This window comes from Phenylobacterium sp. SCN 70-31, assembly GCF_001724605.1.
Classification (GTDB): Bacteria; Pseudomonadota; Alphaproteobacteria; order Caulobacterales; family Caulobacteraceae; genus Phenylobacterium.
In genome coordinates this window covers 168,535-180,597 of record NZ_MEEX01000009.1, presented here as the reverse complement: position 1 = coordinate 180,597, position 12,063 = coordinate 168,535, and the positions used below count along the sequence as shown (strand labels likewise).

The 12,063-nt window shown below is 71.7% G+C and carries 11 protein-coding genes and 2 tRNA genes; 12 read left to right on the top strand and 1 reads right to left on the bottom strand.

Annotated features, from left to right (window positions below):
• Positions 1-56 precede the first annotated feature (56 nt).
• The 12 genes from ABS78_RS09560 (at position 57) to ABS78_RS09505 (ending at position 10,821) form a co-directional block, all read left to right on the top strand.
• Positions 57-2,882: a hypothetical protein gene (locus tag ABS78_RS09560; RefSeq protein WP_293377681.1), complete on the top strand. Its 2,826-nt coding sequence runs from the start codon at positions 57-59 to the stop codon at positions 2,880-2,882.
• Between the two features lie 18 nt (positions 2,883-2,900).
• Complete coding sequence (locus ABS78_RS09555; protein WP_293377678.1) at positions 2,901-5,597, top strand: hypothetical protein; 2,697 nt, start codon at positions 2,901-2,903, stop codon at positions 5,595-5,597.
• Between the two features lie 56 nt (positions 5,598-5,653).
• Positions 5,654-7,897 carry a hypothetical protein gene (locus ABS78_RS09550; protein ID WP_293377675.1) on the top strand — a complete coding sequence of 748 codons (2,244 nt, stop codon included), beginning with the start codon at positions 5,654-5,656 and terminating at the stop codon, positions 7,895-7,897.
• A gap of 2 nt (positions 7,898-7,899) precedes the next feature.
• A complete protein-coding gene (locus tag ABS78_RS09545) occupies positions 7,900-8,145 on the top strand; it encodes a hypothetical protein (protein WP_293377672.1) in 246 nt (81 codons plus the stop codon).
• Entirely contained in the window at positions 8,138-8,488 is a 351-nt protein-coding gene (locus ABS78_RS09540) for a hypothetical protein (RefSeq protein WP_293377669.1), read from the top strand. Before ABS78_RS09545 ends, ABS78_RS09540 begins: the two co-directional genes overlap by 8 nt.
• Positions 8,488-8,991 carry a hypothetical protein gene (locus ABS78_RS09535; RefSeq protein WP_293377666.1) on the top strand — a complete coding sequence of 168 codons (504 nt, stop codon included), beginning with the start codon at positions 8,488-8,490 and terminating at the stop codon, positions 8,989-8,991. The genes ABS78_RS09540 and ABS78_RS09535 overlap by 1 nt, the downstream gene beginning before the upstream one ends.
• Entirely contained in the window at positions 8,988-9,581 is a 594-nt protein-coding gene (locus ABS78_RS09530) for a lysozyme (protein ID WP_293377663.1), read from the top strand. Before ABS78_RS09535 ends, ABS78_RS09530 begins: the two co-directional genes overlap by 4 nt.
• 9 nt (positions 9,582-9,590) lie before the next feature.
• Complete coding sequence (locus ABS78_RS09525) at positions 9,591-9,881, top strand: hypothetical protein (protein WP_293377660.1); 291 nt, start codon at positions 9,591-9,593, stop codon at positions 9,879-9,881.
• A 37-nt stretch (positions 9,882-9,918) separates the two neighbouring features.
• A complete protein-coding gene (locus ABS78_RS09520; RefSeq protein ID WP_293377657.1) occupies positions 9,919-10,224 on the top strand; it encodes a hypothetical protein in 306 nt (101 codons plus the stop codon).
• Positions 10,225-10,313: 89 nt separating this feature from the next.
• Positions 10,314-10,390: transfer RNA gene (locus ABS78_RS09515), tRNA-Pro, on the top strand.
• Between the two features lie 33 nt (positions 10,391-10,423).
• On the top strand, positions 10,424-10,732 hold the full coding sequence (locus tag ABS78_RS09510; RefSeq protein WP_293377654.1) for an ETC complex I subunit: 309 nt from the start codon (positions 10,424-10,426) through the stop codon (positions 10,730-10,732).
• A gap of 12 nt (positions 10,733-10,744) precedes the next feature.
• Positions 10,745-10,821: transfer RNA gene (locus ABS78_RS09505), tRNA-Arg, on the top strand.
• A 166-nt stretch (positions 10,822-10,987) separates the two neighbouring features.
• Here ABS78_RS09505 and ABS78_RS09500 read toward each other — a convergent pair.
• Positions 10,988-11,752, bottom strand: coding sequence for a PEPxxWA-CTERM sorting domain-containing protein (locus ABS78_RS09500; RefSeq protein ID WP_293377651.1), 765 nt, complete (start codon positions 11,750-11,752; stop codon positions 10,988-10,990).
• Positions 11,753-12,063 lie beyond the last annotated feature (311 nt).

Below are 12,063 nucleotides of genomic sequence, written 5' to 3'. Positions count from 1 at the left end.
CAACCTGTCGCCCGCCGGCCGATCGCGCTCCGGGCCAGGGTCGAGGGACCCGCGTGATGCCGCAATGGTTCGGGGTCTATGGCGGTTCGCCGCTGTCGCGTCCGCCCGAACGGCCGGTGGGCACGACGGCGCGGGTTCCGTTCTGGGATGCGGCCGGCGCAGCGTTCGGGCCGAACCTGGACGACAGCGCCCGGTCGGCGGACGGCCGGCGCGAAGAAGAGGTGCGGGCGGCGCTCTGGGCGCGGCACCGGGAGGCCGAGCGGTTGACGGGACGCAAGCTGCCGCTGGCCCAGAGCCTGACAGGCGAGCCGACGGCGCAGCGCGATCCGCTTCAGCGCGTGCTGGACGCGGCGATCCCGACCGACCGCATCAACGCGGCCCTGCTGGGTCGGCCGGGGGTGCTGAGCGACGACGATTACGAAGCCGAGCTGGACAAGCTGCGCGAGACCACGGCCGCGCTGGCCGGGGTGGAAACCCGCGCGGCGATGATGCAGCGGCTTCAGGGCCAGTGGAACGCCTCGCGCGGGCGGGCGGACGCCACGGCCGACCAGGGGATGGGCGGGCTGGTGGGCGCCTTCGCCGGACAGACGGTGGGCGTGATGGCCGATCCGCGCCAGCTCGGCGTGGCGCTGGCCACGGGCGGCTGGGGGGCCGGGCGCGGGCTGGCGGCCCGGATGCTGGCCCAGGCCGGGGCGGGCGCGGGGGCCGAGGCGCTGGCGCAGCCGGGGAAGCTGGAGGATGCGCGGGTGTACGGCGGTCCGTCGCGAGACCTCGGGGACGCCGCCGCGGACGTGGCCGCCGGGGCCGTGGGCGGCGCGGTGTTCGAGGGGGCGTTCTCGGTCGGCCGGGCGGCCTGGCGGGCGCTGCGGCCCGACGCGTCGCCGGCCGAACGCGGGGCGGCGGCGGTGCTGAACCGGGACGATCTCGACGTGGCCGCCCTCGGCGACGTGACTGGGGACGACTTCGACCGGGCGGCCCAGGCCCTGGCCACCGGCGCGCCGCCGCCGCCGCTGGAGCCGGCGCGGGACCTGGCCGACCTGTTCAGCCCGGACGCCGGCGGCGGCCCGGACGTGGCGATGTATCGCGGCCGGCCGATCTACGCCCAGGCGTTCGACCCGGCCGGGCTGACCACGGACCCGGCGCGGTTCCAGTACAAGGCCGGGGGCGACCAGGACGGCGTCACCGCCCGGCTGCGCGGCGTCGAGGCGTGGGACCCGCTGGCGGCGGGCCGGGTGCTGATCTGGGAAGATGCGGCGGGGCGTTCGTTCGTGGCCGACGGGCACCAGCGGTTCGGCCTGATCCGCCGGCTGAACGACGACCGGGGGTTCGAGCACAGCCTGGACGGCTACCTGTTCCGCGCGCGCGACGGCTGGCGGGCCGAGGACGTGCGGGTGGTGGCCGCCCTGAAGAACATCCGCGAAGGCTCGGGTTCGCCCCTGGACGCGGCCAAGGTGTTCCGGGACGCGCCGGACGCCCTGGAGGACCGGTCCCTGCCGGTGACGGGGGAGTTCATCGCCCAGGCGCGGGGACTGGCCAAGCTGAGCGAGCCGGCCTTCCGCGCCGTGGTGAACAAGGTGATCGACGAACGCCACGCCGCCGAGATCGGGTTGAACGCCGGCCATCGGCCGGACCTCCACGAGAACATGGTGTCCCTGATGAAGCAGGCCGAGCCCGCCAATGTGGACGAGGCCCGCGCCCTGGTGGTGGAGAGCCTGCAGGACGAGTGGATCCGGACCGAGGGCGATCAGACCGACCTGTTCGGGTACGACCCCAGCGTCTCGGCCATGATCGGCCGGGCGAAGATCGCGGCGGCCGTCAAGCGCGCCCTGGCGCGCGACGCGAAGCTTTTCAACCAGTTGGTCCGCCATGCTGATGCGATCGAGGCCGGCGGCAACGCCCTGGCCCGCGACGCCAACCAGGCGCGCCTGGCCCTGGACCGGGCGGCGCTGGAGGTGTCGGCGAAGCTGGCGCTGCGGCACGGCCCGGTCGGCGAGGCGATGGCCGCGGCGGCGGCGCGGGTGGTGAAGGGCGAGGCGCCGGGGCTGGCGTCACGCACGGTGCTGAAGGCGCTGCGCGAGGCGCTGGCGGCGGGCGAGCGGCTGGACGACCTGCGCGGGGCCAGCATCGACCCCAAGCCGCCGACCGCCCAGGCCGAGGCCGTGGTGCAGCCGTTCGGGGACCCGGCGGGCGCGGCGGCGAAGGCCCAGGCGGAACCGGCGCTGGAGGACATCGGCCTGGAGACCGGCGACGTGCGCGCCGGCATGGCGGCCGAGATCGACCGGGTGCTGAAGGCCGCGTCGGCGCCGGGGAACGCGCACGCGACGGCGCGGCTGGGCGAGGTCTCGCCCTGGCTGGCCGCCGAGGCGAAAGCGGCCGGCCTGGACCTGGAGGGCTACGCACACGTCTTCGACACCAGTGGCGTGCGTCACGTGATGAAGAACCACGGAGATCCGGCGCATGAGGCGAACCGCGGGCAGGTCGCAGTGACCGACCGGGACCTGCGCGACCTTCCCGAACTGCTGGCCGCGCCGGACCTGGCGCTGTTCGGCCTGAAGGACAAGCAGGGCAAGCCGCTGGTGATGCTGGCCAAGACCCTGGCGGACGGGAGCACGCTGGTGCTGCAGCAGGTGCGCACGGGGAAGCGGCAGCTCGGGCTGTGGTCGATGCTGAGGGTTCCCGGCACGATCGATGCCGCTCGCCTGGGCAAGCTCGCCGATCCCAACGTCCGAAACGATGCCGGGGCGCTGAAGATAGTCCGCGCCCCGAGGGATGCAAGCGCCGTGGACGATCCGGCGCCGCCGGGGCTGTTCGACGACCTGGGGCTGGACGACACGCCGACGCGGGCGCGCGAGGCCCTGATCCGCTGCGCGCCGGAAAGCTGACGTCCTGGGAGATCGGACATGACGAAGTTCCGGGGTTGCATCGCCGAGGCGGCGGCCGAAGCCGGGCTAGACGCCACCCGGCGCGCCGAGCTTGAAGAGGCCTACGACGACGCGTTCGCCGCCGCCAGCGAGGCCGTGGGGCCGGCGGAGGCCGACCGGCAGGCGGGACAGGCGGTGATGACCGCGCTGGAGCGGCAGGCGGCCGAGGCGAAGCGGCACCGGGCGCTGGCGATCCGCACCCGGCGGCAGGCCCTGGCGTCGGCGGCGGAGTTTAAACGCGCTCGCGGATACACGGACGTTCGGGACCTCGGTGGAAAAGGTGGCGGCAAGCCGCCCGGCGGCGACTGGAGCCAGGGCGGCCAGCCCCCGCGGAGCGGCCAGTGGCGCGAGGGCGGCGCCATGGCCGACTGGCTGAAAGAGCTGGTGGACGGCGAGGGCGGTGTGGCCGGCGCGTCGGGCCGCAGCGTCAAGGGTCAGTATCAGGCCATCATGGCCTCGTTTCAGGCGAAGATGGCGTCGCTTATGGACACGTTCGAGGAGGTGTCCGGCCTGGGGCTGCGCAATCGGGCGCTTCTGGACAATCTGGTGGACGAGGCGTTCGGCGAGGACACGGGAGACGCGGCGGCGAAGGCCCTGGCCAAGGCCTGGGCGGAAACCCACGAATACGCGCGGACCAAGTTCAACGCGGCCGGCGGCGCGATCGGCAAGCTGGAAAACTGGGGGATGCCGCAGACGCACGACACCCTGGCGGTGCGGGCGGCCGGCCGCGACGAATGGGTGGACGCCACCCTGCCCCTGCTGGCCCGCGGCCGGATGATCGACCGGGCGACTGACCTGCCGTTCACCGACAAGCGGCTGCGCGTGGTCCTGGGCGAGGTGTGGGACACGCTCGTCAGCCACGGTGCGGTGGACCGGGAGCCCGGCGAGAGCCTGGGGCAGGGGAAGCTGGCCAACCAGCGGCAGGACCATCGGTTCCTGATCTTCGACGGGGCGAAGGCGTGGCGAGCGTACCAGGGCCGGTTCGGGGCCGGCGACCCCTATGCGGCGATGATGCGCCACCTGGACGGCATGGCCCGCGACATCGCCCGGATGCATGTGCTGGGGCCGAACCCCGATCACCAGTTCGAGTGGCTGGCGCGGGCGGCCCTGCGCGACGCCGAGGTGGAGCAGGCCGGCGGCGCGCCGGCCCAGCGCGGTCTGAAGCAGGCCACCGGCGACGTGGACAGCGCGCGGAGGATGTACGGCCTGTTCACCGGCGAGCTGGCCAGCCCCTACGGCGCAGACAACATGATCGCGCGCGCGGGAGGCGCGGTGCGCGCCGGGCTGGCCGGCGTGCAGCTCGGATCGGCGGTCATCAACGACCTGACCTCGAACCCCGTCTACGCCGCCCAGGTGCGGGCGTTCGCCGGCCTGACCGGGACGCCGGACTTCCGGGCCTGGTTCGGGCACGTGACGTCGGCCGAGGCGCGGCGGACGGCGCGGCGCAGCGGCTTCATCCTGGAGAGCGCCCGTGTCCGTCACGCCGAGGCGGTGCAGCGGTTTCTGCGCGCCGAGACGGTGGGCGGGAAGATCGCCGAAGGGGCCAACGCGTTCGCCCGGATGTTGCCCACCTGGGTCTATCGGGCCTCGGCCCTGGAGCCGAACCGCAACGCCGCCCGCTGGAGCTTCCAGCATGAATTCATGGGCCGGCTGCACGACGTGCGCGACCGCAGCCTTGCGGACCTGCTGGCCGGGGACGACGCCGAGCGTGCGTTCGGGGCCATCGTCAAGGCGCGGGGGTTCACGTCCGAGGAATGGGACCAGGTGCGCGCCAGCCCGCCCGACACCCCCGAGGATGGCGCCGACTTCATCACGCCCATGGCGGTGGCGGCCCACGCGGGCGACGACCTGGGCTGGCGCGTCTCGGAAATGATCGAGCGCGAGACCCGCCAGGCGGTCCCCGAGCCCAGCCTATGGGCGCAGGCCCAGCTCGTCGGCTCGACCCGCCCCGGATCGGTGCAGGGCGAGATCGTGCGGTCGATGGCCGCGTATCGCAGCTTCACCGTGACCCAGACGTATCGCTGGAGCCGGGAGTTCATGCAGCGGGGGCTTCAGGCCGGCGAGGCCGGGGGCCTGCCCTGGCACGTCCGCGCGGCCGGGCTGGCGGCCCCAATGCTGGTCGGCGCGACCCTGTCGGGCTTCCTGGCCATCTGGCTCAAGGATCTGGCCAAGGGGAACGATCCCCGGCCGCTATGGGACGACGCCGACCCTGAGGAAGCCCGGAAGCGGCTGTGGACCGTGACCGCCCAGGCGATGGCGCAGGGCGGCGGGCAGGGCATCCTGGGCGACTTCCTGTCGAGCGTGGAAGCGCGCAACGGCAAGAGCGCGCCCATGACGGCCCTGGGCGCGCCGGCCGGCTTCGTCAGCGACGTGTGGCAGCTCACCGGCGGCAACGTCGCCCAGGCGATCGAGGGCGAGGACACCCAGGTGGGCCGCGAGACCGCACGGTTCCTGGCCCGCTACTCGCCCCTGTCCACCCTGTGGTGGAGCCGCACGGCGTGGGACCGGGCGGTGGCCGACCAGCTTCAGCGCGCCGTGGACCCCGAGGCCGAGGCGGCGTTCCAGCGCCAGGCCCGGCGGCTGGAGCGCGAGCAGGGCATCACCCAATGGTGGCCGGAAGGCCAGCCGGCCCCGGCGCGGGCGCCTGATCTGACCGCCGTCGCCGGCAGCCGCTAAGGCGGGAAGGGCGGGGGCCTTATCCACCCGGGCCGTCCCGGCGGCACCATGCCGGCATGACGCTGGTGGTCGAGTATCCGCGGACAACCTATTCGGCCACGGGCGTGCCGGGCGAGGCGTTCGCCTGCCAGTTCTCGTTCGCGCACGACAGCGAACTGATCGTCACCTTCGACGACGTCGAGCAGACGCAGGGGGTGGACTACACGGTGAGCGGGAGCCGCCTGACCGGCGGGGCGTTCGTCGTCGCGCTGGCCGGCCACGAACCCGCCCCGGACGCCGTGGTGCGCCTGATGCGCGAGACGCCGCGCAACCAGCCCTCTACCTACGGCAACACGGGCGAGATGACGCCCGCGCGGGTGGAAGCGGCGCTGGATCGCGTGGTGCGCATGATCCAGGAACTGAACCGCGACCTGGGCCTGGGCGGAGGTGGCGGCGGGGGTGGCGGCGGCGGCGCGGTGACGTGGGGCGACGTGCTGGGGAAGCCGGCCACCTTCCCGCCCTCGGCCCACGCCCACGGCTGGGGCGACATCAGCGGCAAGCCGGCGTTCGGGGCGCTGGCGCTCAAGGACACGGTGAACAACGGCGACTGGAGCGGGACCGACCTGACCGTGGGCAACGGCGGCACGGGCGCCAGCGACGCGGCCGGGGCGCGGACGAACCTGGGCCTGGAGATCGGGGCGCAGGTCCAGGCCTATTCCGCCGCGCTCCAGGCCGTGGCGGCGGCCGGCGCGCCGTCGGCGGGGAAGGTGTTCGAGTGGACCAGCCCGACCGCCGGTCACTTCATCAACACGCCGTCTGGCGGTGGCGGCGGCAGCGGTAGCCTGCCCCCGCCGCTGGGAACCTTCGGCGCCACGGACAACGGCGGCGTCAACACCACGGACAACGACGCGGCGTTCACGGCGGCCGAGGCGTCGAGCGAGCCGAAGATCTACCTGCCGGCCGGGGTCTACGCGACCACGCGGGCGCAGACGGCCTTCAACAAGGGCTATGTGGGGCCGGGCCTGATCCTGCTGACCTCGGCGGGGAACACGGCCCTGCCGGGGCGCTACAGCTACATCGGGGCCAAGCCCTCGACCTGGCCGGTTCAAGGGGCGGTGGGCTGGTTCCGAGGGGATCAGCGGCACGTCGAGGGCGAATGGACCATCGTCGGCCCGGACGTCCGCGAGGACCTGGACGCGCGGTACTTCGAGAGCAACGTCATCCCGCACCATGCCTGGCTCGACATCGAGAGCGGGCATTCGGGCATGACGGGCAAGCTGGCGTTCAGCGCCAGCGCCGGGGCCAGCACCATCACGCTGAACGGGGCCTATGCCGGGCTGGCCGGCAAGGTTCTGGCGATCCTGTCGGGCGACACCATGGGCACGGCCGAGGCCGAGCGGGTGACGGTGGCCAGCGTCGCCGGCAACGTGCTGACGCTCAGCGCGCCGCTGACCCTGTCGCATGCGTCCGGGCGGGTGGTGACCACGGGCAAGCGGACCTGGGGCGGACACACCTATGTGCGGGTGCGCCACCGGGGCGGCGGCGACGGCTACGGCCACATCGTGCGGATGCAGGTGGAGTACCAGGGCAAGCCGGGCCAGGACCATGCGTTCCACCGCGCCACGGGCGGTCAGTACGGCGGCGACGTCAATTTCATCGCGGGCGCGGTGGGCGCCTACGCGACCGGCTGGGAAAGCCAATATGTCGATCAGGGCGTGGAGAGCACGTCGATCTGGGCGCAGGTGGACAGCTTCACGCGCGACAACGACACCGTGGGCTATGGCTGCGTCTGGGGCGGCACGTTCTTCAAGAGCGACGGGTCGAAGCCCGCAGACGTGGCGCACGCGGTCGCCGGCAAGTGGCGGGTCGGCCTGGACACCGCGCGCGCGGACTTCTCGACCTTCGCCACCACGAACGACGGCCTGAACGCGGCGATCAACACCGCCAAGGGGCACCGCTGGGTCATGAACGCGGGCTTCAACACCTCCAAGACGGTGCGCGGCGGCGCGGGCGAATGGGGTGTGTTCTACGGCAACGTCGCCGGTGACATGTTCATCGAGAGCGGCAACGACGGGACCTCGGATTTCATCGCCCTGCGGTTCAATCGCGCTTCGCCCAACGACGCGCGCCTGCGCATCCGCCCCGGCGGCATCCAGATGAACACGTCACTGACCCTGAGCGGCAGCGTGCTGGCGGCCGGCGATCTGGTGGGCGCGCGCGTCTACATCGGCGGCATCGCCTCGCCCTGCTGGCTCGAATGGACCGGCGCGGTCCTGCGCGGGACCAAGAATGGCGGCTCCTCCTACACGACGATCTTCTGACCATGCGCCCCTACAGCCCCACCCCCTTGGACGAACCCCTGGCGTTTCGTCGGCAGACGCCCGACGCGCCGCCGCCGTACGAACCCGAGCCGGACGAACCGGAGGAAACCGCCCTGTACGCGGCGATGCTCGAGCACGCCTCGGAGGAGCGCGAGCGCCGGGCCGAGGTGATGACCCAGGTCGCCGCCCGGATGGCGGCGCGCGTGGCCGACCCCCAAACCCCTGGAAGGAGCAAGACCGATGACTGACCAACACGATCCCGCCGAGGCACCGGCGACGGCCGGGACGAACAGCCCGAACGGGGCCGAGCCGTGGTGGGCCAGCCAGGGCTGGTTCGACCATCACATGAACGAGCGGGTGGCGCTGGAGTTGGGCCGGGCGCGGCTTCAGGCCATCGCCGAGGGCGTGCGCCTGGAGCAGGCCCAGGGCCGGGCGGCCGAGACGGCCGAGCAGGCGAGGGGCCTGGCCGGCGAGGTGGCGGCCCTGCGCAGGGCGGTGGATACGTTGATGGAGCGTGAGGTTGTAAAAGCGCCCGCCGCCGCCGCGGCGGCGGCCCCGACCGTGCACAAGCGCAACCGGGGCCGGCCGTGATGATCGAGACCCTGCTGGGCGGCGTGTTCGGGGGCTTGCTGCGGCTGGCCCCCGAGCTGCTGAAGCACCTGGACCGTGGCGGCGAGCGCAAGCACGAGCTGGCCATGCTGGATCGCCAGATCGAGCTGGACAAGATGCGCGGCGAGCAGGCCCTGGCCCTGGCCCGCGCCGAGGCCGAGGAGGCGCGCGAGAGCTTCGACGCCCAGGCCCTGATCGAGGCGCTTCAGGGCCAGATGCGGCCCTCGGGCATCCGCTGGGTCGATGGCGTATCGTCGCTGATCCGGCCGGTGCTGACCTTCTACTGGTGCGTCTTCCTCTACACGGCGGCGCTGGTGGCGCAGTTCGTGGTGCTGACCGCGCAGCTCGACGTGGGCGGCGCCGGTGACGCGCCCTGGCGGGCGATCCTGACCCTGTGGGGCGCGGACGAGAAGGCCATCGCCGGCTCGATGTTCGCGTTCTGGTTCGCCGACCGGGCGCTGCGCGGGCGGTTCAACCGGGGATGACCCTGCTGGCCGACATCGTGGCGTCGGCGATCCGGCTCGCCAAGCCCGCCGAGGGCTGGCGGGCCAGGCCGTATCTGTGCCCGGCCGGAGTGTGGACGCAGGGCTATGGCTCGACCAAGGGCGTGAAGCCGACGAACCCGCCCTGGTCGCCGGCGCACGGCGAGGCGGTGTTGAGCGCCGAGATGACCGATTTCGCGCGCGCCATGCTGACCTATTCGCCGACGCTGAAGGCGCAGCCGGGCGACGTCGGCGGGGCCATCGCCGACTTCGTGTTCAACCTGGGGCCCACGGCCTACAAGGCGTCCACCCTGCGCCGGCGGATCGACACCGGGGAATGGGACGATGTGCCCTATCAGCTTTCGCGGTGGGTGTTCGGCGGCGGGCGGAAGCTTCCCGGCCTGGTGAAGCGGCGGAAGGCCGAGGGGGATCAGGTGACGGCGGCCAGATCGGCGGCCAGGACGGCGGCGGGGCCGGCGGCGCCCCTCGACCCGCGCGAGGCGCTGCGGCGCGAGCTGATCGGGATGCTGGAGCGCGGGGACGATCCCGTGGAAGTCCTGCTGGCGGCGCTGCGCGCCCGGCCGGCGTCGTAGGAGAATGGGATGGCCCGGAGCGGAACCCCCGGCGAGCGGCTGGCCCGTGTCGAGGAATGGCAGGAAGGCCATGAGGAACTATGCACACAGCGCCAGGTGGCCATGGGCCGCGAGATCCGCGAGCTGAAGGACAGCGTCGGCGGGCTGACCAAGGGGGCCTGGGGCATCATCCTGGCCCTGCTGGCGTGGACGGCCGCCCAGGTCTACGAGGGCATGAAGGCCGACGCCCGGATGCGGGCGACGGCGGCCGTGATCGCCCAGCACCAGGCTGGCCCACGGGAACAGGCCACGCGGGAATAGGCTTGCGCGCGCCGCAAGCGTTCGCCATCTGTTCCGGATGCGCGGCTATCAGCAACCCATGGACGAGGCGGGGCGGCAGCAAGTCCCGCTGGCGGAATACCCCAGCGAAACGGTGACGCTGGCGTGTGGCCGGTGCGATCGGCGAGGGCGGTATCCCAAGGCCGCGCTGATCGAACGGCACGGGGCCGGGATCGGGCTGGTGACGCTGCTGAACTACCTGTCGTGGGCGTGCCGTCAGTCGCTCCGCGACCCGTGGGGATCGACCGCGTGCCGGGCGTTCTATGTCGAGCTGGAGGCCGGTTCGCGAACGCCCGCGGAACGTGAAGTCTCACGTGAGACTTGAATTGAAGTCTCACGGCCGGCAGATGTTCGCGCGACGTTCCACTGGCCCCGGCGGAAGAACCCTTGTAGGGCAACGCCTTGTACCGGCATCGGGGCGTAGCGCAGCCTGGTAGCGCATCTGCTTTGGGAGCAGAGGGTCGGGAGTTCAAATCTCTCCGCCCCGACCAGCCGGCGAGGATTTTGAGGAACAGGCCGCCCGCATGCTCGCGCGCATCTATCGTCCGTCCAAGACCGCCATGCAGTCGGGCCGCGCCAAGGCGGCGGCCTGGGTTCTGGAGTTCGAGCCCAAGGACGCCCGGCGTCCCGACCCGCTGATGGGTTGGACCGTGACCAGCGACACTGAGTCCAGCCAGGTGCGCCTCACCTTCGAGACGAAGGACGAGGCCGTGCGCTACGCCGAGCAGCACGGCATCGCCTTCCAGCTCGTCGATCCCGCGCCGGCCAAGCGGATCATCAAGGCCTACGCCGACAATTTCGCCTTCGGCCGCCGCGTTCCCTGGACGCACTAAGACGCCGCGTCCGCGCCCGTAGCTCAACCGGATAGAGCATCCGCCTTCTAAGCGGACGGTTGCAGGTTCGAGTCCTGCCGGGCGCGCCACGGCGTGGCGACGCGGGCGGGCCCGGTGTCGACGTATCTCCATCCTCTGAGCCCCGAGGGTTGCGTGACGGGGTCGCGTGATGGGGTCGCGTGATGGGGCCGAAACGAAATCGGCGCGGAGTCGCCTCCGCGCCGATCGTTCACTGGGGCGGCTTGCGCCGGATCGTCAGGCGAGGGCGGAACCGCTCGCCGACCGGCGGCGGATGACACCGCCCACGAAGCCGAAGCCGAGGATCATCATCGCCCAGGTCCCGGGCTCGGGGACGCCGGGGATGACCGTGCCGCCGCCCTGCTTCGAGAACCAGCCGATGGTGTGGTTGTCGGACTCGTAGCCGGCGCCGCTGGTGGTCTGGCGGAAGACGATACGGTCGAACGTCCCCGAGTTCAGGTAGAAATTCACGAACGCGTAGGGTTCGCCGCTGTTCAGCCCGGTATAGGGGTTGCCGTAGTAGCCCGAGTTGCCGCTCACGATGCTGATCAGGTTCGTCGGCGTGAAGGTTCCGAGCGAAGTCGCGCCGCTGAAGAACTCCACGGTGTTGCCGGCGTCGAGCGCCGACAGCCAGTAGCCGAAGTAGTTGATCCCGCTCTCGCCTTCCTGCGTGAGGGTGATCGAATAGCTGTCGCTGGTGTCCAGGCCGACGACGGCGTACCGGCCGTCGTTGTCCGCGCCGCCGTACTGGTCGACGGGAATGACGTTCACGCCGCTGTACGCGCCGACGATCGGGCTGCCGCCGAAGTCGGATTCGAAGCTGCCGAGGCCCAGAGCGCGGGTGTCGAAAGTCTCGACGCCCATGTAGTCGAACTCGGCGGTGGAATTCACCGCGCCCGGCAGTTCGACCTTGACGGTGAAGCCGATCAGGTTGGCATGCGCCGGGCCGGCCACCAGGGCCAAGGCGGCGGTCGCGGCCAGAGCCGCATAAGTCTTGTTCATAGAAGCCCCATTTTCACTGGTGTGAGTTCCACTTCACGTCAGCCACAAAGTGGAACTGTCGCCAAGTTGACACTTCCATCGTGTGACAATGTTTTACAAATTCAAGGGTGAAATCGGCAGGCATTGGAGAAAATCCGACAGTCGCCTGACGGGGGATAAATAGTAGGGCGTGCCCTAATTTCTACTTCCGATAGAGAAGATGGTGGTTAACGGCGCCTCGTTTGTGTTTCCGAGTTCACTCGCCTTACAGGAGAATATGGCGACTTTCCCGTTTGCTTGCTTCGTCAGGGACCCTGGCCTTCGGTGAAGCA

Excerpts from the sequence above, each read along its gene's own strand:
- ABS78_RS09545 (WP_293377672.1), top strand. The coding sequence starts at position 7,900 with ATGCGCCCCTACAGCCCCACCCCCTTGGACGAACCCCTGGCGTTTCGT.
- ABS78_RS09525 (WP_293377660.1), top strand. The coding sequence starts at position 9,591 with ATGGCCCGGAGCGGAACCCCCGGCGAGCGGCTGGCCCGTGTCGAGGAA.
- ABS78_RS09540 (WP_293377669.1), top strand. The coding sequence starts at position 8,138 with ATGACTGACCAACACGATCCCGCCGAGGCACCGGCGACGGCCGGGACG.
- ABS78_RS09535 (WP_293377666.1), top strand. The coding sequence starts at position 8,488 with ATGATCGAGACCCTGCTGGGCGGCGTGTTCGGGGGCTTGCTGCGGCTG.
- ABS78_RS09550 (WP_293377675.1), top strand. The coding sequence starts at position 5,654 with ATGACGCTGGTGGTCGAGTATCCGCGGACAACCTATTCGGCCACGGGC.
- ABS78_RS09500 (WP_293377651.1), bottom strand. The coding sequence starts at position 11,752 with ATGAACAAGACTTATGCGGCTCTGGCCGCGACCGCCGCCTTGGCCCTG.
- ABS78_RS09510 (WP_293377654.1), top strand. The coding sequence starts at position 10,424 with ATGCTCGCGCGCATCTATCGTCCGTCCAAGACCGCCATGCAGTCGGGC.
- ABS78_RS09530 (WP_293377663.1), top strand. The coding sequence starts at position 8,988 with ATGACCCTGCTGGCCGACATCGTGGCGTCGGCGATCCGGCTCGCCAAG.
- ABS78_RS09560 (WP_293377681.1), top strand. The coding sequence starts at position 57 with ATGCCGCAATGGTTCGGGGTCTATGGCGGTTCGCCGCTGTCGCGTCCG.
- ABS78_RS09520 (WP_293377657.1), top strand. The coding sequence starts at position 9,919 with ATGCGCGGCTATCAGCAACCCATGGACGAGGCGGGGCGGCAGCAAGTC.
- ABS78_RS09555 (WP_293377678.1), top strand. The coding sequence starts at position 2,901 with ATGACGAAGTTCCGGGGTTGCATCGCCGAGGCGGCGGCCGAAGCCGGG.